We start from the raw sequence: 22,295 nt of genomic DNA, 5'->3' as shown, positions 1-22,295 counted from the left end.
CGCCGCCCAGCGCCTCCTTTCCGACCCACATGGCTCCGAGCAAGCCCCCCGATCCGACGAACCCCTTCTTCTCGCGCCCGATCCTCAACTCCCCGTACGCCTGCCCCACGCGGCACTGGGAGCTCGACGAGACCGGCCAGCCCACCCAGCGAATCATCGAATCACGCCGCCGCGCGTCGTTCCTCTCGCCAATCCCGAAACCGAAGAAGCAGAAGGCGAAGCAGGAGCAGTTCATCTTCGACGAAGGCAGCGGACTCTCGAGCCAGAAGCAGCAGTACGAGACGACCTCGATGATTAACGAGGTGCGCGCGCTTGTCGAGACGTGGCGCTCGCTTCCGAGCCCGAGCAGTTGGGGTGTCACGCCGGAGACGGCGCGGCTCTTGCAATACTGGCGGCACCATGACTTCCCTGGCGCCCGCCCGTTCTTTTGCCAGCTCGAAGCCATCGAGACCGCCATCTGGCTGACCGAGGTGGCGCCGCAAATGACGGCGGCGAAAGGCATTCTCAAGCGCATCAAGGCCGCGAACCGCGATGCCAACCCGCATCTGTTACGCGTCGCCCTGAAGCTTGCGACCGGCGCCGGCAAGACGACCGTGATGGCCATGATCATCGCGTGGCAGACGATCAACGCCGTCCGCCGCCCGGGGAGCATGCAGTTCACCCGCGGCTTTCTCGTCTGCACGCCCGGGCTGACCATCAAGGACCGCCTGCGCGTCCTGCTCCCGAACGACGCCGACAACTACTACGCGACGCGCGACCTCGTCCCGAGCGACCTCCTCGGCGACGTGAAGCAGGCCAAGATCGTCATCACCAATTTCCACGCCTTCCGCCGGCGCCAGCGCAGTCAGATCTCCGCCGGCGCGCGCGCCCTCGTCCAGGGGCGCACGGGCGAGCCGCCCGACACGCTCGAGACCGAAGGCCAGATGCTCCAGCGCGTGATGCCGGAGCTCTTGAGCATGAAGAACGTCCTCGCGATCAACGACGAGGCGCACCACTGCTACCGCGAGAGGGTCGAGGAGGAAGACGAGGAACTCTCGGGGGACGAGAAGAAGGAGGCCGAAAAGAACAACGAGGCCGCGCGCGTCTGGATCTCGGGGCTCGAGGCCGTCGAGCGGAAGCTCGGCCTGGCGCGCGTGATCGATCTTTCAGCGACGCCCTTCTTCCTCCGCGGCTCCGGGTACGCCGAGGGAACCCTCTTCCCCTGGACCGTCAGCGACTTCTCCCTGATGGACGCGATCGAGTGCGGCATCGTGAAGCTCCCACGCGTGCCCGTCGCCGAGAACATCCCCGGCAACGAAATGCCAATGTTCCGGAACCTCTGGGAGCACATTCGCAAGGACATGCCCAAGAAGGGCCGCGGTAAGGGCGAGGAGCTCGACCCGCTGAAGCTCCCGACGCGCCTCCAGACAGCGCTCGAGGCACTCTACGGCCACTACGCGAAGACCTTCCGGCTTTGGGAAGAGCGGGGCATCCAGGTCCCGCCCTGCTTCATCATCGTCTGCCAGAACACCGCCATTTCGAAGCTCATCTACGACTACGTCGCCGGTTTCCGTCGCAAGAACGAGAACGGCACGACCACATTCGAGAACGGCCGCCTAGACCTCTTCCGGAACTTCGACAAAACGACGGGTGACCCCCTTCCGCGCCCGAACACCCTCCTCATCGACAGTGAACAGCTCGAGGCCGGTGACGCCCTCGACGACGACTTCCGCAGGATGGCCGCCGACGAAATCGAGCGCTTCCGCCGCGAGATCAGCGAGCGGACCGGCGGCGCGCGTGCGGCCGACGACATCAGCGACCAAGAGCTGCTCCGCGAGGTCATGAACACGGTCGGCAAGCCCGGTCAACTTGGCGCGACGGTCCGCTGCGTCGTTTCCGTGTCAATGCTTACCGAAGGATGGGATGCGAACACGGTCACCCACGTCCTCGGCATCCGCGCGTTCGGCACGCAACTTCTCTGCGAGCAGGTCATAGGGCGCGCCCTCCGCCGCCAGTCGTACGACCTCAACGCCGAAGGGCTTTTCGACGTCGAGTACGCCGACGTCTTCGGCATTCCCTTCGACTTCACTGCCAAGCCGGTTCCCGCACCTCCGCAGCCGCCGCGCGAGACCGTCGTCGTCAAGGCTGTCCGGCCCGAGCGCGACGCCTGTGAGATCCGATTCCCGCGCGTCGAGGGCTACCGCGTCGAGCTCCCGGAGGAGCGACTCGAGGCGACGTTCGATGCCGACTCGGTCCTCGAGCTCACGCCGGACCTCGTCGGCCCCTCGGTCACTCGAAACGCGGGCATCATCGGCGAGGTCGCAGACATGAACCTCGCTCACCTTGGCGACATGCGCCCGTCGAGCCTCCTCTTCCACCTCACGCGCCGCCTCGTCGAGACGAGCTTTCGCGACCCAGGCGAGGAGACGAAGTACCACCTCTTCGGGCAGCTCAAGCGGATCGCCAAGCAGTGGCTCGACGGCTATCTCGTTTGCAAAGGTGGAACCTACCCAGCGCAGCTTATGTACCAGGAGCTCGCGGACATGGCGTGCAGCCGCATCACGCGCGCCATCACTCAGCGCTTCATCGGCGAACGCCCGGTCAAGGCGCTCCTCGACCCCTTCAACCCGACGGGCAGCACGGCCCACGTCCGCTTCAATACCTCGAGACCCCTCCGCTGGCAGACCCATGCCGATCGCTCTCACGTGAACTGGGCTGTCCTAGACAGCGAATGGGAAGGGGAGTTCTGTCGTGTGGCCGAGGCTCATCCGAAGGTGCTCGCCTATGTAAAGAACCAGGGATTGGGCTTCGAGGTGCCCTACCGATACGGCTCCCAGAGCCGCCGCTACAGGCCAGACTTCCTTCTTCTCGTAGACGACGGTCGCGGCCCGGGCGATCTCCTCCATCTTGTCGTGGAGATCAAAGGCTACCGAGGCGAGGACGCGAAGGAGAAGAAGGCGACGATGGTAACGTACTGGGTGCCGGGGGTGAATCACCTCGGCTCCTATGGTAGGTGGGCCTTCGCCGAATTCGCCCAGGTTTACGAGATTGAATTCAACTTCAAGGCTAAGATCGACGAGAGCTTCAATGCGATGCTCGTGGGGTTCGGAGCGGCGCGGCCACAGAGTGATCCTGCGAGAGACGAGTTGGTCGAGTCGTTCCTCGCGAGGCATTTCGCAACGAGGTCTGAGCTTGTAGCCACTGGCCGCCTGCTCTGGAGAGCAGCGTGCAACCCCCAACGTGGCCTCCTCTTGACGGATCTCGACGCGATAAGCGACCAAGCGGATTGCAGCCCCGAAGATGTGCTTGGGGTTCTTGCCGTGATGGCACGGCCGCTCGGACCTCTGCGAATGATAGTACGCGACGAGCACGACCGGGACGTTCCAGCATCGGCCGTCTTCAGCGGAATGCGGTACTGGTGGAGGGAAAAGCGCACCACGCGAGCCGAGTGGGAAAGAGACGTGTCGCGGCTGTCCATTTGCTGGGTGCGAGCGGAGGTATTCGGATCATGAAGAAGGACGGTAATACTCCTGCTGACCTTCTCAAGCGAATCGAGCGTAAGGCGCCCGAGTACCTCGATCTCCTCACCGCGGAGAGTGACACTGAAGTCGAGCAGGCATTCAACGCTATACTTGATGTGGCGCTGCGGAAGCTTGAGTCGAATCGGACCCACTTCGCACCCCTCGACGAGGTCGGACTGACCGCCGTCCTTTCGGCGGCGCTTTCCGTCCCCGGCCTCACCGTGATACAAGAGGCACACTCGAATGGACACGTCGATATCACGATCGATTTTGACCACTGCGTGCCCGCCAGGAGAAAACTCGGCGAAGCTAAGATAGATCGCGGACCGAGGAACCACGCGAAAGGTTTGGAGCAGCTGCTCGATCGGTACACGACAGGCCGGGAGCTCGGCGGGTTGCTCATAGTGTATGTCCTGCGGCCCAACATCATCGGACGAGTAAAAAAGCTGCGTGATGCGATGGATACCTCGAAACCTAGTCGCCAAAAGGGCACAACGCGACCCCACGTTTTGCAATGGGCATTCGCATCAACGCATGTGCTGAACTCGGGCGACCACCACGAGGTCAGCCACGTGGCCTGCAACATGTGCCCCTAATTAGACACCATGGCGAAGAAGTCCTCTATCAGCGGCCGAACGATCATTGAATCGATCAAGCATAAGGACAAGCGGAAGAACATCCCCACCGCCGAGTTTCAAGCAGTCGTTCGCTCCGACGAACAGAAGCCGCTCGAACTCCGCTACGCACGGAATACGGACCTCGATCCGCAGCTGGTCTGGCGCGGCAAGGACCAGCAGGACTGGAGCGACCTTGTCGTCCACGCCCCACCTTTATATATCCAGGAGAAGGTACACCCGAAGGTCCTGATCGACGATCTGCTCCGCGAGACGAGAGCGGAAAGGTCACTCGCGATCGGCGCCCAGGCGGATCTCTTCGCAGACTTCAACGGTCTCCCGAAGAACGTCGAGAAGACCGACTTTTACCAGCATGATCAAAACTGGTCGAACCGAATGATCCTCGGTGACTCGCTCCAAGTGATGGCGAGCCTCGCCGAGCGCGAGGGCCTACGCGGAAAGGTGCAGTTCATCTATTTCGACCCGCCGTACGGGATCGGATTTAACTCGAACTTTCAATGGTCAACGAGAGACAAGGCGGGCACGACCGCTGACGCCCCTGAGAAGATCAGTCGTGAGCCCGAGCAGGTGAAAGCATTCCGGGACACTTGGCGCGATGGGCTTCACACCTACCTGTCGTATCTGCGGGATCGTCTTACTGTCGCACGAGATCTTCTTGCGGAGACTGGCAGCATCTTCGTACAGATGAGCACCGAAAATCTTCGGCTGGTTGCATTGGTGCTTGATGAAGTTTTCGGGCCTCGCAACCATGTCGAGCTGATTTCCTTCCGAAAGAAGACGATGCCCTTGGGCGGCCGGCTACTCGAAGGGAATTGCGACTACATACTGTGGTATGCGCGCGACAAGGAGCGGGTGAAGTATCGAACGCTCTTTCAGGAGGGGAGCGTGGAGGGTGATACGCACTGGAACTACGTAGAACTGCCCAGTGGTATCCGACGACGCATGTCGACCGAGGAGGTTTGCAACCATAAGCTGTTGTCCCCCGGCTCCGACGTCTACCAACTCATCGGTATGTATCCCACGGGCGTCTTCGCAACCGGGATCTATCCTTTTACTTTCGAAGGCAAGACTTACGAGCCGCCACCGGGAAGGTGCTGGCGCACCCCCATCGAGGGAATGAACCTTCTGGCAAGAGCAGGACGGCTTCAGCCGTACACGAGCGGTGAAACTCTTCGATACATTTTGAAGTATGCCGACTACCCCGTGTCGCCACTCAACACTGTTTGGAACGACACGTCCGCACCGTCGGACAAGACGTATGTTGTCCAGACGTCCCGCCTCGTCGTTCAACGGTGTCTATTGATGACTACAGATCCCGGTGACCTGGTCCTCGATCCGACCTGCGGCTCCGGCACCACCGCCTACCTCGCCGAGCAGTGGGGCCGCCGTTGGATTACCATCGACACCTCCCGAGTCGCCCTCGCCCTCGCGCGTGCCCGCATCATGGGCGCGAAATACCCCTTTTACCTCCTCGCCGACTCGCGCGAGGGCCAGCTCAAGCAGGCGGAGATCACGCGCACCGCGCCGAGCAGCCAGCCAGCCCACGGCGACATCCGGCACGGCTTCGTCTACGAGCGCGTCCCGCACATCACGCTGAAGTCGATCGCCCACAACGCCGAGATCGACGTTGTCTGGGAAAAGCACCAGGCCATCCTGGAGGCGCTCCGTACGAAGCTGAACGCCGCCCTCAAGAAGAAGTGGCAGGAGTGGGAGATCCCATGCGACGCCGAGCCCTCGTGGAGCGATGTCGTCAAAAAACTCCACGCCGATTGGTGGCAGGCGCGCATCGCCCGGCAGAAGGAGATCGATGCGTCGATCGCTGCGAAGGCCGAATTCGAGTACCTGTACGATAAGCCGTACGAAGACAAGAAAAAGCTCCGTGTCCCCGGCCCGTTCACCGTCGAGAGCCTAAGCCCGCACCGCATGCTCGGCATGGCCGAGGACGACGAGTTGATCGACCCTATGAAGGAGAGGGAGCCGAGCGGGCCGCCGTTCGGCGCGAAGCGATCATTTCCGGACATGATCCTCGAGAATCTTCGCGTGGCCGGGGTGCAGCAGGCGCACAAGGAGGATCGCATCACCTTCACGTCGCTCGTGCGCTGGCCCGGCGACCTCGTCTGCGCCGAGGGCAAGTACCTCGAAGGCGACGGCGAGCGGCGAGCGGCCATCTTCATCGGACCGGAGTTCGGGACGGTGCAGCGGGCGGACCTCGTTGCCGCCGCGCGCGAGGCGGCCGAGGCCGGCTTCGACGTGCTCGTCGCGTGCGCCTTCAACTATGAGGCGCGGACCACCGAGTTCACCAAGCTCGGCCGGCTGCCGGTGCTTAAGGCACGGATGAACGCGGACCTTCACATGGCCGGGGAGCTCAAGACGACGGGCAAGGGTAACCTGTTCGTCGTCTTCGGCGAGCCGGATATCACGCTCCTGACTGAAAAGGACGGAAGGCTCCGCGTAAAGGTGAACGGCGTCGACGTGTTCAAGCCGCAGACTGGCGATGTCGTAAGCAGCAATGCCGACGGCATCGCCTGCTGGCTCCTCGACACCGACTACAACGAGGAGAGCTTCTTCGTGCGGCATGCGTACTTCCTCGGCGCGGACGACCCGTACGATGCGCTCAAGAAGACGCTCAAGGCCGAGATCGACGAAGAGGCATGGGCCTCGCTCCACAGCGACACGTCGCGGCCATTCGAGCGGCCAGCGAAGGGGCGAATCGCGGTGAAGGTGATCAATCACCTCGGTGACGAGGTAATGAAGGTCTTCAAGGTGTAATTCATGGATTTGCGAATCGCCGACACATTCACGAATAGCCTCGCGCGCCTCACCCCCGACGAGCAGAAGGCGGTAAAGGCGATCGCGTTCGATATGCGCCTCGATCTGTCGAATCCGGGGGTAGATTTCTACAAGCTTGAGCGGGCGAAGGACAAGAACTTCTGGTCGGTCTCCGTGAATGCCGACATCCGGCTGATCGTGCACCGTACGCCGGGAGCCTTGCTCCTCTGCTACGTGGACCTCCGCGACAAGGCGCACGCGTGGGCCGAGCGCAGGAAGCTCGAGACCCATCCGACCACCGGCGCGGCACAACTCGTCGAGATCCGCGACGCGGTAACGGACGAGATCCCCGTTCCGTCGTACGAGGCCATCGCCACTCCCAAGACGGGCAAGCGGCCCCTCTTCGCGTCGGTCGCCGACGAGGATCTGCTGTCCTACGGCGTACCGGCGGAGTGGCTCGCGGATGTGAAGGCGGCGACCGGGGCGACGCTGTTCGGCGTGGCGGACCATCTCCCTGCGGAGGCGGCGGAGGCGCTCCTCGAGCTCGCAACGGGTGGAAAGCCCCGCGCCGCGCCCTCGCCGGCCTCTGCCGTGAATCCATTCGAGCACCCCGACGCGCTCCGCCGCTTCCGCGTGATGTCGAACGTCGAGGAGCTGCAGCGCGCGCTCGACTTCCCGTGGGAGAAGTGGACGATTTTTCTTCACCCCGATCAGCGTCAGACAGTGGAGCGAGATCACGGCGGGCCTGCGCGGGTGTCGGGATCGGCGGGGACGGGGAAGACCATCGTGGCCCTGCACCGCGCGGTACACCTCGCGCGCGCGAACCCGGACGCGCGGGTGCTCTTGACGACGTACTCCGATGCGCTCGCGAACGCGCTCCACGAGCGGCTTCGCCGTCTGCTCGGGAGCGAGCCGGTCCTCGGCGAGCGCATCGACGTGATCTCGCTGCCCGCGCTCGGCCTGCGTCTTCACCGCGCGCACATCGGTCCGGTCGCGATCGCAGATCGCGACTGCGCTCGCAGGCTCGTCATCTCTTCGGCCGGGTTCGTGGGCGAGGAGAAGCTACCGATTCCCTTCCTTGTCTCCGAATGGGAGCACGTCGTCGACGCGTGGCAGCTTGCGACGTGGGAGGCGTACCGCGATGTCCAGCGCCTCGGCCGCAAGACGCGGGTCCCCGAGGGGCAGCGTGCGGCTGCGTGGCGCGTGTTCGAGCGCACGCGCGCGCAGCTTCTCGAGCGGGGCCTAGTGACCGAAGCGGGCTTGTTCGACGCGCTCTCGGTCGCGGTCGCGAAGACGCAGAAGATCCTCTTCGATCACGCGGTCGTCGACGAGGCACAGGACCTCGGAGTCGCCCACGTCCGTTTCTTCGCCGCCCTCGCTAGCGGCCGGCCGAACGCGCTCTTCTTCGCCGGTGATCTCGGCCAACGCATTTTCCAACAGCCGTTCTCGTGGAAGACCCTGGGCGTCGACGTGCGCGGTAGATCGCGAACGCTCCGCGTGAACTACCGAACGTCGCACCAGATCCGCGTGCAGGCCGATCGGTTGCTCGGTGCATCCGTCAGCGACGCCGACGGGAACGACGAGAAGCGCAGCGCCGTGTCCGTGTTCAACGGGCCACCACCCGAAATCGAGACCTTCGCGCGAGAGACGGAGGAGGTCGACGTCGTCGCAAAATGGATCGCGGAGCGTTGCGCCGAGGGGCCCGCGCACGAGATTGGGGTGTTCGTCCGCTCGGAGAAGGAGATTGAACGGGCCCAGGCGGCGATCGCCAAGGCAGGGCTGGCGGCGAGGGTTCTCGACGATGGCGTGAAGACCGCGAGCGGTAAGGTGTCAGTCGGGACGATGCACCTCGCGAAGGGGCTCGAATTTCGAGCCGTCGTGGTAATGGCGTGCGACGATGATGTCATCCCGTCCCACGTGCGGATCGCGGCGGTGGGCGACGCCGGGGACTTGCAGGAGATCTACGATACGGAGCGGCAACTCCTGTACGTGGCGTGCACCCGGGCGCGGGACAGGCTGATGGTCACTGGGGTGGAGCCGGGGTCTGAATTCCTGGACGACCTGCGCGAACGGGCAACTGGCGGCGCACCCGCGTAGCGCTTCGGAGAGGTAGGACAAGGGCGGTTCGCTCATCCCGAACAACAGACCCGGGCCTTCACGCCGTCGGCTGCTCAGTCGAAGAAGAGGAACAGCGCCTCGAAATGCGGGTCTTGCCGCAGCACTCGCGCACGACCGCGGCAATGCCGTCGAACGAGCGACGTACTGGTGGCGCTGGAAGCTGCGGGCTAACGGTTCCGCGCAGCCCTCGTTGCCGTCGTCGACGGAAGCAGCATGCTTTCTCCCGGTTTACGTGGTGGTGGTACTCGGGCGTAGGCGCCTCGAGTAGCCCGAGGCCGGCGCGCGCGACGAGGATCCGTTCGGCGCGCTCTCGGCGAGCTGACCTAGAGCGCGACGCCTTGCTGCTCGTCGGGGGCTACTACCTTCACACGTTCCTTGCTCGCACTGGACGAGCCTGCTCCTCTCCTTCAGCAATAGTGCGGGGAACCATTTTTACTGACGCTCTACAAGCGGCTACCTCTATTCGTCGTCCAGAAGCGCGAGCAGCTTGTAGCGCAGCTCTCGCTTGACCCGCTGCCGGTTAGGTCGTCCTCGTAAACGGCTGCGATTGGTGACACCCTGCTAACCCCTTTGATCATCATGAGAGCGTCGAGTGTTCGTTCGGCCTCGTGGTCGTCCAAGTCGCGCCGGAAGTGAACAACCAGGACTTTGATGGTCATTGCGGCCCCACTCTCCGGGCGAAGTCCTCCATGTTTTCCCGAAGTCCGATGATGTCGCGCAGCGCGCCGAGCGCTTTGGCGCGTCGCTTGTAAATCACAGAGAGAGGTAGCCCTTCGTCTTCGGCGATCTGGGCCATCGAGACTCCGTTCAGATCGTGTGCCACGAGAACAACGCGCAGCTTCGGATCGAGCTCGTTTAGCGCGTCGATGGTACCCGTCCTGATGCTGTCGGATTCCATCGTAGCAGCGGCATCCGGGGCTGGATCGGTCACATCGATCAAATCGACGAGCTCCTCCCTGCGGTGCTGCATACGCTGGTGATAGTGTGAAGCAACGTGTACGGTGATCGCGTTCAACCAGCGTTCCGGCCTGCCGCGCTTCGGATCGAACCTGGGCCAGCTCTCCCAGGCATTGAGCCAGACTTGGCCTGCGACGTCGGTACGATGGCACCATGGGACTCCCAGCCTCCCCAGCCAGCGCAGCACGGCACGAACCTGCGCCGGGCAAAACAAGCGCGCGTGCGCAGCGGCGCGCTCGTCTTCATTCGACAGACGATCCATGGCGTTACCCTCCTCCGCGGGCAATCGCCCGCAAGCGGGTGATGCCGCGCGTCCGCCTCATGCGGCACCGGTTCGCGGGCTTCCCCGTCCGCTACCAAAGGAAGACGTCAGCCGTAGCTGCTCAGTTCCCGTAGCGGCGGCATCCTCGCCAGCAGGCTCCTGATGGCGTGTAGCTGCGAAGCGCGGCGGCACTCATCCATGGCTCCCTACGCCCGGAAGTGTCGTGTTCAGCGGAGAGCGCTCTGCGTCCTCCCAGTCGGACGCGTTGGCGGAGCTCGTCCCCGCTTCGTCACGCTGTAGCGGGAAGCTCGTCAGCGTGGCGGCACGCTGGGCGAGCTCCGCCCCCGCGGCGGTGCGGACAGGGAGCGGCGACCGAAGCCGCGGCAGCGGAGGCGGCGGGAGCTTCGCCCGCGGGCTCCTGGCCGCAAGCTCGGGAGACGGCACCACGGGCGGAGGAACGTCGAGCGCGCGGGGAGGTATCGTCGGCGGAGTCGGTGGCGTCGAGCTCGGCGCCACCGACTCCGCGGGAAGCGCCGAGGTCTCACGCTTGGTGCTGGGCGCACCGATCTGCATCACCACGGTCTCCTCTGCGTCCGTTCGGTGGTCGTCGTGCAGCCGCCACAGGCGCTCCCAGTACCGCGCAGGCGTGCCGGTGAAGGACTCCAGCTGCCGGGCAAGGCCGGGCGTCATCGGCAGGTCGCTCCTCAGCAACCGCTCCACCTCCCTCGGTTCCAACCCCGTGCTCTCGGCCAGCTTTCTCCTCCACGAAGGCGTCGTCGCGCAGAACGACTCGAGGACCCTTCCTGGCCAGGGGACGGGGCGCGTGCGGGTCTCCCTCAGCTCGGCGAGCGCCGCGTCGACGTGACAGTCCAGGAGGCGCCGGTATCGATCTCGCTCGCCCGCAGCCTGCTCCTTCGCATCGGTGAGGGCTGCCTCCTCGTCATCGTGCGCGTGCTCGCGCGCCTCGCGAAGCCCGCGCTCGCGTCCCAGCGCTTCGCGCGCGGTGACCGCGAAGCCGATCGCGACGCACGCGATCATCGCGAGCCCGAGCGGCGACACGAGCCACATCGCCCCCAGCATGTCTTCCATGAACTTTCGCCTCCTGGACCTGAGCGTTGTTGTCCGACGCAAGGCGGATCTCGGCGTTGCGCTGCGCGAAAGCAGCACCGCTATCCCCGCCTGCCTAGCTGTTGATGGGTAGCCGACGATTCAGCGAAGCTGCCTGAGCAGCTCTTCGCGCTCTGCGGCGAGCCGCCCTCGCGGGAACTGCCGCGCGTGGGAATCGAGCAGCCGCCGAGCCTCGACGTCGGCCATGACGTCGTTGGCCTCGATGGCCCTCCGCGCCTGGTTGACCAGGCTCCTCTCGACCTCGCCGGCGGTCGGTCGAACGGCGCTCGCCGGAGGCGCGGCCCGGTGACTTCTCGTCGTCGCCTTCGAGGGAGCAGGCGTGCCGGTCGCCATCGCCTCGCCGTGCGTGCTTCCGTGTTCCGTGCGCGACGAGATCTCGTGCGCGGTCGCCGCGGCGGGCGCCGCTGCGTCGGGCGCCCCATCCCCGCTGGCGGGCCCCGCGGCGCTCTGGGCGCCATCTCGCGCGGGGGGCGCCACGGCGTCCTGCTCCGCGGGCGCGGTGGCAGGGGCGCGGACCGCCGCCGCCCTGATCCACGTTACCAGGTCGGGCAAGGGCGGCACGGTGGAGACGAGCGCGCCGGTCAGCAGGACGAGGGCGGCCTGAACGACGATCGTCAGGCCCAGCCGGCGCAGCGATGCCACCCACGACGCACGACGGCCGAAGCCCAGTGCAAGCGGCACGCAGATGCTCCCGTCCCTTCCCTCAGAGCGCTCCTGCGCCTGCCACCGTCCCCCCTGCACCTCGAGCTCCTTGTGGGCCCGCCGGTGTCGCGTCTTCACCGTGTCCAGCGGGAGCCCCTGCTCGGCGGCGATCTCGGCGAGCGGGATCTCCTCGAGGTCGTGCTTGATCACGAGATCCCGGTACTTGGGCTCGAGTTGGTCGATCAGCTGCCGGGTGAGCTTTTCCCGCTGCCGTCTGCGGAGCAGCTCTTCCGGCGTGGGGAGCTCATCTCGGATCTCGCGCTCATCGAACGACGTGAGCACCTCGCCGCGGCAGCGCGCGTCCCGGACGTGATTGCGCGCCTGGTTGACGGCGATCGTGACGCGGTACGGCCCCGGGTCGCCGCCCGGCTCGATCCGTTGGTCGGCGTCGAGCCCCCGCAGCAGCGCTTCCTGGGCGATATCCTCGGCGTTTCGCGCCGGTACACCGTGGCGCCTGGCCAGGCGCCGGAAGAGCTCGAAGCCGGGGGAGACGGTCGCTGGCTTGGCCACGGTAAGCAGCACACGCGAGGCGGCCCAAAAGGTTCAGAGAAATGAGTCGAGGAGCAACTTTGGTCGGACAATGTGCCGCCATGTAGTCGCTTAGGCTACGCTTGGCCATGTCTGACGGATGGTTGAACGCATTCCCTCATCCGACCGCCAATTCCCACCGAAGCCGCCGAGACGTGGCGGTTTCTGCCGGTTGACGCCTAGCAGCCAGCGTCGGTACCGTCGCGGCATGCGTTGCATTGCGCATTCGCTCTCGATTTTTCTTGCGCTCGGGGCCGCAACAGGCTTCCCGAACTCGGCCAGCGCGGACGATATTCATCCGAAGGCGGGACCGAGCGACCGATCGACGGTGAAGGAGCATGTTCGCCGTGGCCAGAAAGCGCGCAAGGCCGGGCAGTGGGCCGAGGCAACCGCTGAATACAAGGCAGCTTTGGAGGCCGCGGACGCGGCGACCAGCACCGAGGTGGAGCGAGCGGAGCTCGCCGGCGAGCTCGGCCTTTGCGAGCTCGCGCTGCACAAGTACCGCGACGCGGCCGAGCACCTGGCCAGGAGCCTAGAACAGCGCGAAGCGTTGCCAGAAGCGCTCCAGCAGCGATTCGAGGCAGGGCAGCGCAACGCAGCGCCGCACGTCGCGCGGCTCGTGCTCGGCGTCGATCCGCCCGACGCCGAGGTGCTCGTCGACGGCAAGCGCATCGGCCGGACCGCGCGGACCTACACGCTGTTCTTCGAGCCGGGCCAACACATGGTGCGGGGCCGTGCACCGGGCTGTAAGGACGCTCTTCATTACTTGCGCGCCGTGGCAGGCGCGGAGCACGAGTTCACGATGCCGTTGCTGTGTGCGGCGGCGAGCGGCACCAAGGAGGCGAGCGGCGCCAAGGGGACCGCGACCGCGACGCCGACTCCCGTGCGCGCTTTGCCCCCTCCGCGCGCGCAGGCCCCCAGCCCGTGGGCTTCCTGGCCGGGGACGCTGCGCGTCGTGGGAATCTCGCTCGCGACGGGCACCGTATCGGCAGGCGCCATCCTCATGATCAGCGCCAGCAAGCTCGATCAGGACATGAGCGCGCGGCGTGACCAGCTCGAGAGCGACCCGAGATCGAGCTCGTCCATGTGCTGGCAAGCGCCGGAGCGCTCGCCGTGCGGCGAGCTGCGGCGCCTGCGCGACGCGCGCAACCTGTCCGACCGGGTGGGCATGGCCCTGGTCATCACGGGCGGTGTGATCGGCGCGGCCACCGCCGCGTCCTTCTTCACGGACTTCTCCTTCCTGGGCCGCACGTCAGCTCAGGATCGGGTCCAGATATCGCTCGTCGTGACCGGGCACGAGACGGGCGTGAGCATCGAGGGGGTGTGGTGACCATGCCGAGTACCGAGGGGATGCGGCCACAGGCAGACCGAAGAGCGGTGGCCGCCGCCGTTGCTGTCGTGGTCTGTGCGTGGGGAGCGAGCAGCACGCTGCTAGCTTGCACTTCGTACCGTGACGATTGCTGGGAAGTGATGGAGTGCGCCCCTGCGCCTGAGCCGACTCTCTGTGACGGCAACCCAGCGACGGCAATGGCGCTCGACGAGTGCGGGGTGTTCGTCAGCGAGCAGGGCGACGACAACAGCTCCGGAACGAAGGACGCTCCGGTGAAGACCCTGCAACACGCGATTGGGCTCGCCGCGCATGGGCGAAGCCACGACGAGGAGCCGACCCGGCGCGTGTACGCGTGCGGCGGGTCGTTCGAGGAGAAGATCACGCTTCCCTCGGGGGTCGACCTCTGGGGCGGGCGCCTGTGTGACGGCGGTGATTGGTCGTATGACGGGTCGTTCGGCGGGCCGAATCACCCGACGATCATCGCTCCGCCGGTGGGGATCCCGCTGAGGGTGATCGCGGATGACAAAGAGCACGCGACGTCAACGGTCTTCGGCGTGCGTGTCGAGGCGGCGGATGCGTCCGCGGACGATGGCAAGTCGTCGATCGCGGTGATCTTGAGCACGGGGGCCAGGGCGATCGTGCGGCAAAGCGTGATCGTCGCGGGCGACGGCAAGGACGGGGAGCCGGGGAAAGACGCGCCGAGCTTCCGCGCGAACGTCGGCGTGGTAGGGAACCACGGCGTGGACGCCTGCACCGCGGGCTCCCCGACGGGCGCGCTGGAAGTCGTGACCGTGTGCGACGATGGCATCGAGTCCACTGGAGGCTATGGGGGCGACGGTGGGCTCGAGTCGGGGGGCGATGGCGCCCCGGGGCAGCCGATGCCCGCGGAGAATCCAGAAGGCAACGGCCTTGGAGGCACTGGCGCGGGGAGCGCGCGTTGCAGTGATGGCGCAAACGGGATGGTCGGCCTTGACGCCGGTCGCGCGGACGGTGCTGTTGGCGCAGGCTACCTCACCGAAGACGGCTGGATGGGAATCCGCGGTGATGATGGGAAGAAGGGCGGGGTCGGTCAAGGAGGTGGCGGCGGGGGCGGCAGCAGGTCGCGCGGCCCGATGGTGGCGTGTCCAGCTGGCCGCCCGCAGGGCGGTGCGGCTGGCGGTTCAGGCGGCGGCGGCGGCTGCGGTGGCCTTGGCGGCAAAGGCGGTGGTTATGGCGGGTCGAGCATCGGCGTTGTTGCGCTGCAGGGGAGCGCGGTGACGCTCGAGGCGACTCGCGTGATGACGGGCAACGGCGGCAAGGGCGGGGTCGGCGGTACGGGCCAACCAGGCGGCGGGGGTTCACCAGGTGGCGACGGTGGACTGGGCGCTCCCGGCAGTCAGATGTGGCGCGCGTGCTCCGGCGGCTTTGGTGGCGACGGCGGTCGCGGGGGCGACGCCGGCGGCGGCCTCGGAGGATCCTCCTACGGCGTCGCTGCTCACAGCGCCTACGTGGGCATCGGGCCGGACGCCACTATACAGCTTGGAAGACCTGGCGATGGCGGTCTCGCAGGCAATGCAGCACCTGATGACGCTGTGGGGCAGGGGCAGGCGGGCGACTCCATGCCTTACCGTCAATTCGACGTGCCCAATCCCGTGCGGCCCAACTGATTGTCCCCCTTCGCTACGACACGACATCGAGGCAGAACAATGCGAACCACAAGAGCGATCCATCTGTCCCCCGCGCTGCTGCTCGCGGTAGCCGGCTGCGGCACCGCGCCGGGCCCCAATGAGCCTGGCGGAGCGGCGTGCGACGGGACCTCGCCGTGTCAAGGCGAGCCGCCGCCGGAGTCGGTCTGCCTCGAGCGTCTCGCCGCCGATGTGTGGGAGGATGGATGCGGCGTGTTCGTGGGCGGCGTCTGGGGCAGCGGCGACGATGCGAACCCCGGCACGAAAGACAAGCCGGTGCGCACGCTACAGCGCGGCGTGGAGCTCGCGCGTACGGGCCGGGGGCGCGTCTTCGCGTGCGCCGACGGGTTCTTCGGGCCTGTGACGCTCCCTTCCGGCGTGGATCTCATCGGCGGGTTCGGCTGCGTGAGCTGGAGGCGCCAGGCTGACACGCGCTCCCTGATTCAGATTTCGGATAAGCCAGATATCGTCCTGACCGTTGTACCGGCGAGCGATGGCGATAGGGGTGCCGCGGACGGGGTATCGACGATCGTCGACATGGCTTTGAGAGCGTGGGGCCCGATCACGATGCTTGTTCACTCCAACACTGCCGTGGAGCTCATCCGGAGCGAGATCCGCACATACTACGGATACGCAGGCCACGATGGCGAGAAATGGGGCGGGCTAAATCAGGCAGCGGCCGGACCGGATGGTCTGTACGGCGGCGATGCGTGCTCGGCAGACACCGTCCCCGGCGGCCCAGCGGTGATGAATCCGTGCGACGGCGGAATCCCGAGCGCCGGTGGCAAGGGAGGCGACGGGCTCGCCGAAGGCGCTGGAGATGGGGAGGACGGCGAGCCCGTAGACAAGCCGGACCCCGGCCACGATGGGCAAGGAGGACTTGGCAACCGGGCAGACGGTGGTTGCAGCAGCGGCTTCACCGGAAAAAGCGGCATGTGGGGTGCCGTCGGCGCCGCGGGTCGGGGCATCGGGCGTATCACCGAGACAGGATGGGAGGCCGACTGGGCAGGCGACGGCGATAGGGGCATGCCGGGGCAAGGCGGCGGCGGGGGTGGTGGCCGTCGAGGCGGCCTCGCCGCGTGCGGCGTAGCCTCGAAAGGAGGCGCCGGCGGCGGCTCCGGCGGCGCCGGTGGCTGCGGCGGACGAGGCGGTCGAGGGGGTGAGAACGGCCATCCGACGATCGGGATCGTCGCGCTCCACGCCAACCTGACGGTGCGCGACACCGTGATCGAGACGCTGGCCGCGGGGCCGGGCGGCGACGGCGGGCCACCCGAGCAAGGGGGCAAAGGCGGTCGAGGAGCATCGGGCGGCGCCGTGGGGGACGGCACGTGGTCCTGTCAGGGTGGCAATGGCGGCCGAGGGGGTGAGGGCGGCTACGGCGGCCCCGGGCGCGGCGGCGACTCGATCGGCATCGCCTACCTCGACGAGGACCAGCTTACGCTGGAGGGCGTGACCTACGAGCTGGGACCGCCGGGGAAGGGCGGCGTGAGCTGGGATTGGTCTGGCGAAGAGATCCGGGGGGAGGACGGCACCCGGGTCGAGACGCGTCGTTTCCCTGAATAGGATCACGACACTTCAGGCGAACCCTGTAGTGACAGGGCGCCGACGGTGACACACTCGGAGCTCCACGAGGGCGCCCGCGGGCCTGCTGGTGGCGACGTGGACAGCCGCGCGGCGCCCCGGGAGCACGACGCGGAGACCTCGCTCGCGGAGCTCGCCGGCGAAGGTCACGAGCTCAGCGGCGTCCGCCTCGACCCCGCGGCCGGTCCGCAGACCGTGGCGCCACGCACCCCCAAGCACACCTCTCCGGTTCCGCGACTGTCCGCGCATCGAGGACGGACAACCAGGCGCTCGGGGCGCGATCCACGGCCGAGCAATGTCCTAGCGCTTTGGTGGGGACGCTTGCTTCTGGAGGACGTGCGGGCGAGCGTGCGCGAGCGAGAAAAATCGCGGGGTGGAGGCAATGAGCATGGGCGAAAGATCCAGACCGATGCGACGGAGGACGATCCTTGCGGTCGCTGTGGCCGCCCTGGCGCTCGGCGCGGCAGGGGCCGGGTGTTTGTGGAAATTCGGGGACGACACGTTCGGGAGCTTCTGCGCAGCCTCGGTGGGCGGCGAGGAGCACTGCGTGGGCGAGAATCAGGGTCCCGGCGCCGCGTGGGCCCAGGCCGAGAAGGATGGCGCTCTGCCCATCGAGGTGTGGGCCACCTGGCCGAACAACAAGACGCCGGAGGAGATCGTCGCGAGCGAAACCTCGCTCGGCGTCTGGTTCGGCCACATCGACGAGGCTATTGCGTACGTGCGCGACGACGCGAGGAACGCCGAGTCCCTGCGGGCGACGCTCGCGGGCAAGCTCGCGCGGCTGCTCGACGAGGCGAGGGACCGCCAGAGGGTGCTGCTCGCCGAGGCGCCGGTCGACGCGGCCGGCAACTTCACGGCGGCGATGCTCGACAAGGCCAGCGCCGAGAGGGAGCCGCTCGCCGCCGCGCTCGCGGCCGACAGGCAGGCCATGGCGGCCGTGCAGGTGATCTTCGACCAGGCCCGGGACGAGGCCGCCCCGCTGCGATCGAAATACGCGGGCGTCGCGGCGCGCTTCGCCGCGTACCGCGCGACCGAGGCGGCGGAGACGGCGGCGTACGCGGCGCTCTCGGCGCAGGCGTCGCGGTCGGACATCGACGGCCTCGACGGCGTGGAGCAGGCGGTGCTCGCGACGGCGCGCGAGGCGAGCCGCTCGCCCGGCGAGCTCACCGCGGAGATCCTGGGGTGGTCGGCGACGCTCCAGGTCTTTGCGGCCTCGTTCGACGAGGCAATGGCGCCGCACAGGGAGCTGCTCGCGACGCACGGCGCGGTGCTGCCCGACATGACGTCGGGCGCGCTGCGCTCGCTGAATGCGATGCTGGGTTATGTGAAGGGTCGCGTCGCCCGCAGCGACGCGACCGCGGCGGCGCTGCTCGGCGGCATCGCGCTGCGCCGGCAGGCGCTCCGCGTGCTGCAGATGGACGAGGGGGCGCGCGAGGCCGTCGCAGGGGCGCGGACGCGCAAGGCGTCGGATGCCTTCGAGCAGCGTGCGCGCGCGCAGGTCGCGGCGCTGTCGGCGGCGCCGCCGGTGAGCGAGAAGCTCGGGCTGCCGCTCTTGGCCGAGCGGTGCGGGGAGCTCCTGGCGCTGGCGCAGCTGCGACCGCTCTGCGAGGCGGCGGGGTCGTCCTGGCGCGAGGCCGGGTGCGCGGAGCTTCGAGGAAGGTTCGACGCCGCGGAGGCCGAGTTCAGGACGGGGGTGCCGCAGAAGATCGCGGCGGGTCTCGCGGCGCTGCGGGAGAAGGGCATGGCCGCGGCGGAGCTCGACGCGGCTCAGGCGAGGCTCGACGCGGGGGACGTGAAGGGCGCCGCGATCGCGTATGACGCCGCCGTGCGCGGCGCGGAGGGGACATGAGAGGCTGCAAGGACGTTGCGCTGCGCGGCTGGAGCGCCGCGGTGTTCCAGAGGCTCGTCGCGCTGGTCACGGTGCTGGCGGTGCTGGCGCCGTCGTTCGCGTGGGCCGGTACGCCGTACAGGCTTGACTGGGAGCGCACGGAGCTCAGCTCCTCGTGCGAAGGGGCGTTCCTCGTCGGACACAACTTCTTCAGCGTAAACGACACGCCGCTGACCACGTACGAGGTCCCCGGCGCGCTGCTGGATCTCCCCGACGGAACGCAGACGAACAGGGCGGAGACGGAGTTCGACTCGGTGCTGCTCCAGATGGGAGCGAACGACTTCGACTTCCATGTCAAGAACTCCGCCGGCGAGGACTGGTGCACCGAGTCGCACGAGGTGGTGCATCTCGTCTCCGAGCCGCTCGGACTGAACAAGCCTCTCTTCAATGTGCGGCGCAGCGGAACGGCGTTCTCCGGCGACACGACGCTCGACCTGAGCCTCGCGGAGATCAACCCGGCGCTGGCGCGCGACATCGAGATCCTGCTGGCCGAGATCGCCAAGGAGCGCGAGGCGCTCGTGGCGAACGCACGGGCGGTGGGCCTGCTGGCGGAGAAGATGGACCTGCTCCAGCAGCTCGACACCGAGCTCAAGGACCTGGTCAGCCGGCCGCTGGATGAGATCTCGCGGACCGACCTCGAGGCGATCCTGGACCGGTACAAGGACGCGGTCGCGCCGGAGACGCGCGCAGCGATGGAGCAGCTCGTCGACGACCTGAAGCGGAGCGTCAGCGATCTCGAGGACGAGCTCGCGCGGCTGATGGACGAGTTCGGCGCGCAGGCGGACGAGGTGGCGGACCTGGCGACGGAAGACGCGCGCGCCGAAGGGTGGGATCCGGACGATCCGCAGGCGTACGCGCTCGGGGAGAGCGAGGTGCCGTGGGTCGAGGTGCCGGACATCGCGGAGGTGGAGGGGGCGTTCGACGAGGGGAGGGACCCCTACGAAGCGTACGCGGACGCGGTGCTCGCGGCGCTGGAGGCGGACGTGAGCGGCCGGGTGGTGGTCTTTCGGGCAGACTTCGTGGCGAACGTGAGGGCGTGGCGAGCCAACAGCGCGGCGCTGGAGATCGCGTTGCGCGACCGGATGGGGGTGTCGCTGGCGGAGACCAACGCGTTCCTGAACGCGCAGAACCGGATCACCGGGTTCGTGCGGCAGTTCATGGATGCGTCGGATTGGTTCGAGGATTCGCCGGTGCCGGCCGACCTGCGGGCGCAGGTAGACACGGTGCTCAAGCCACGGTTCGACTCGCTCGCTGACCAGATGAAGGACAACCTCAACCTGTGGACGGGGGACGGGCTCGACCTGGAGCAGACGGAGCTTTACCAGACGATCAGCGCGTTCGCGGGGGCGATGTCGACGGTCGCCGAGGGCTTCGAGGCGTACGCGGAGGTGATGCAGACGCTCGTCCACGCCACGACGCGCATCGGGGTCGGCTTCGTGCCGGTGGTGGGGCCGGCGCTCGACCTGTGCGAGGCGGTGACGGGGAAGGCGTGGTGCCTGCCGTCGGGCGAGGAGCTGAGCGACGAGGAGCGGATCTTCTCAGGGATGGGGTTCGGGCTCGGCGCGGTCGGGCCGATGTGGCGCGCGGTCAAGATCAGCAGCGGGCTGCGGCCGTCCGCGATCCGGGTGGCCGGGAACATCGCGGACATCGAGGAGGCGTTCGCCAAGATCGTGAAAACCAACCGCGTCCGGGGGTACAAGAACCTCCGCGGGGCGATCACCAAGCTCAAGGTGGACATTTTCGAGAAGAAGGCGGCGAAGTTCCTGGTGGACGACGGCCGATCGCTCGTCGGAGTCGGCGATGACGCCGTGCGCGACGTGGTCGGGATTCCGAGGACATCAAGCCCCGGTGGCGACGAGGCGCTGGCGCCCGACTTCGTGTCGATATCCACGGGGCACAAGCTGATCGTGAGCGAGGCGAAGGGCGGAAAGATCGACGTTTTCAAGGTGCGCAAACAGCTCTTGAACGCGATGAAGGCGCTGAAGGACAAGGGGCTGGATGGAGACGTGGCCCGGATCGAGCTCATTATGGAGCAGGGTGCGGAGTTCAACCCGACGAAGTTCACCGTCAAGGACGGCTACCTGTTCGATTGGGACGCTGGTAAAATCGTTACCCTCGCGGGCTTCGACAACCCCATCATGGTGATCCGGCTATGAGCTACTCAGGGCCTCAATTTCTCGCTTGGTGTGACGAACTAGAACGGCTCGATGCACTAGCGACGGCGCTGTCCGCGCTGGTCGTCCCGGGAGCCCGCACCAGCCTGGGGATGAGCGCGGACATATCGTGCGCAACGCGCTCCATCGACGAGGTGCTCGCCATGGTGCGCGCCCACTTCGGCGGTCTGAAGAGCGCTCACATCCTGTCCGGCATGAGGCTGAACCATTCCGAGCGCGACATGATTTTCAGCCTCGCGTGCTACCCGGAGGAAAGCGAGCGTCGCCATCCTTACGGCCCCCTCAGATTGGATGCGGGCGAACGCAAGCGGGATTTCTACCCCTACGAGATCGCCGTGAGCAGGGGCCCCCGCTCCGTGGAGGCCGAGGCCGCGGTCGCCTGCCATCTGGTCCAGGGCGACATCGAGGACCTCCTGCTGCGCCTCTGCGCGCCGGACGCGAGCGGGCGCGTGCCGACCGGCGCCTGCACGGGCGAGGAGGACTGGATCGCCCCGGTCGAGATGTGCGCGACCTACAACGCGAACGCCGCGGAGCTCGCACGCGACCTCGCCCTCTCGTGGGTGAGCCTCCACGACAAGGAGAGCGTCTCCCGCATCTCGGGCACGCCGCTGGAAGCGCTCCGCGCGCGGGTGGACGCCGCGCCGCGCGGCGCGCGCGTGCCCATGAAAAGTGCGAGCGAGCTCACGGGCTCGCTCTCGCGCGAGACCGTGCTCAAGGCGCTCGCGGCGCCGCCGGCCACGCTGCTCGAAGCGCTCGAGGCCGCGGCGGTGCCCGACGATGCGTGGCGCGCGGCCGAGCCGAAGGCGCGCGAGCTCCTGGAGCTACGCCGCCAGCTCGACGATGAAGCCGCGGGGGAGGTCCCACCCGCGTTCTGGGTAGACATCACGACGCGCGAGCACTCCCGCTTCCTGGAAGAGCATGCCCCCTTCCACGTCCGCCGTCTCCCGAGCGGCGGCGTGGTGCTGGCCACGCACCCCTACCGCACGCTCTGGCCGCTCTGGTCCGACGCGCTCTTCGTGCTCGGCCTCATGTCCTGACGCAGGCTACCTCACGAGGATG

General features: G+C 67.1%; 12 protein-coding genes and 1 pseudogene. 10 read left to right on the top strand and 3 right to left on the bottom strand.

The window, feature by feature from the left end; genetic code table 11:
* Positions 1 to 29 precede the first annotated feature (29 nt).
* The 4 genes and pseudogenes from ACSRUE_RS06570 to ACSRUE_RS06555 form a co-directional block, all read left to right on the top strand.
* Positions 30 to 3,077: pseudogene (locus ACSRUE_RS06570) on the top strand (BPTD_3080 family restriction endonuclease); the annotation flags it as partial.
* Between the two features lie 410 nt (positions 3,078 to 3,487).
* The gene (locus ACSRUE_RS06565) at positions 3,488 to 4,096 is read left to right on the top strand and encodes a hypothetical protein (protein ID WP_441290273.1); all 609 of its coding nucleotides are present in this window, start codon (positions 3,488 to 3,490) and stop codon (positions 4,094 to 4,096) included.
* A 9-nt stretch (positions 4,097 to 4,105) separates the two neighbouring features.
* Positions 4,106 to 6,904, top strand: coding sequence for a site-specific DNA-methyltransferase (locus ACSRUE_RS06560; RefSeq protein WP_441290272.1), 2,799 nt, complete (start codon positions 4,106 to 4,108; stop codon positions 6,902 to 6,904).
* 3 nt (positions 6,905 to 6,907) lie between these two features.
* Positions 6,908 to 9,001 (top strand): 3'-5' exonuclease, encoded by a 2,094-nt coding sequence (locus tag ACSRUE_RS06555; RefSeq protein ID WP_441290271.1) that lies wholly within the window; start codon positions 6,908 to 6,910, stop codon positions 8,999 to 9,001.
* Between the two features lie 676 nt (positions 9,002 to 9,677).
* Here ACSRUE_RS06555 and ACSRUE_RS06550 read toward each other — a convergent pair.
* From ACSRUE_RS06550 to ACSRUE_RS06540, 3 genes are all read right to left on the bottom strand, one after another.
* The gene (locus tag ACSRUE_RS06550; RefSeq protein ID WP_441290270.1) at positions 9,678 to 10,241 is read right to left on the bottom strand and encodes a sigma-70 family RNA polymerase sigma factor; all 564 of its coding nucleotides are present in this window, start codon (positions 10,239 to 10,241) and stop codon (positions 9,678 to 9,680) included.
* Between the two features lie 192 nt (positions 10,242 to 10,433).
* The gene (locus tag ACSRUE_RS06545) at positions 10,434 to 11,330 is read right to left on the bottom strand and encodes a helix-turn-helix transcriptional regulator (RefSeq protein WP_441290269.1); all 897 of its coding nucleotides are present in this window, start codon (positions 11,328 to 11,330) and stop codon (positions 10,434 to 10,436) included.
* Positions 11,331 to 11,450: 120 nt separating this feature from the next.
* Positions 11,451 to 12,581: an RNA polymerase sigma factor gene (locus tag ACSRUE_RS06540; protein WP_441290268.1), complete on the bottom strand. Its 1,131-nt coding sequence runs from the start codon at positions 12,579 to 12,581 to the stop codon at positions 11,451 to 11,453.
* A 427-nt stretch (positions 12,582 to 13,008) separates the two neighbouring features.
* On the opposite strand from ACSRUE_RS06540, the gene ACSRUE_RS06535 reads away from it, so the two are divergent.
* The 6 genes from ACSRUE_RS06535 to ACSRUE_RS06510 all read left to right on the top strand — a co-directional run bounded on the left by ACSRUE_RS06535 (position 13,009) and on the right by ACSRUE_RS06510 (position 22,273).
* Positions 13,009 to 13,929 carry a hypothetical protein gene (locus ACSRUE_RS06535; protein ID WP_441290267.1) on the top strand — a complete coding sequence of 307 codons (921 nt, stop codon included), beginning with the start codon at positions 13,009 to 13,011 and terminating at the stop codon, positions 13,927 to 13,929.
* A 20-nt stretch (positions 13,930 to 13,949) separates the two neighbouring features.
* Positions 13,950 to 15,575, top strand: a complete 1,626-nt coding sequence (locus ACSRUE_RS06530; protein ID WP_441293064.1) for a hypothetical protein — start codon at positions 13,950 to 13,952, stop codon at positions 15,573 to 15,575.
* A 39-nt stretch (positions 15,576 to 15,614) separates the two neighbouring features.
* A complete protein-coding gene (locus ACSRUE_RS06525) occupies positions 15,615 to 17,156 on the top strand; it encodes a hypothetical protein (RefSeq protein ID WP_441290266.1) in 1,542 nt (513 codons plus the stop codon).
* Between the two features lie 427 nt (positions 17,157 to 17,583).
* On the top strand, positions 17,584 to 19,023 hold the full coding sequence (locus ACSRUE_RS06520; RefSeq protein ID WP_441290265.1) for a hypothetical protein: 1,440 nt from the start codon (positions 17,584 to 17,586) through the stop codon (positions 19,021 to 19,023).
* The gene (locus tag ACSRUE_RS06515) at positions 19,020 to 21,218 is read left to right on the top strand and encodes a hypothetical protein (protein WP_441290264.1); all 2,199 of its coding nucleotides are present in this window, start codon (positions 19,020 to 19,022) and stop codon (positions 21,216 to 21,218) included. The genes ACSRUE_RS06520 and ACSRUE_RS06515 overlap by 4 nt, the downstream gene beginning before the upstream one ends.
* Positions 21,215 to 22,273 (top strand): hypothetical protein, encoded by a 1,059-nt coding sequence (locus tag ACSRUE_RS06510; RefSeq protein ID WP_441290263.1) that lies wholly within the window; start codon positions 21,215 to 21,217, stop codon positions 22,271 to 22,273. Before ACSRUE_RS06515 ends, ACSRUE_RS06510 begins: the two co-directional genes overlap by 4 nt.
* The last annotated feature ends 22 nt before the right edge of the window (positions 22,274 to 22,295 follow it).

Origin of the sequence: Sorangium sp. KYC3313, assembly GCF_052075895.1 — a bacterium.
GTDB lineage: Bacteria > Myxococcota_A > Polyangia > Polyangiales > Polyangiaceae > Sorangium > Sorangium cellulosum_B.
This window is presented reverse-complemented; position numbering and strand designations above follow the sequence as displayed.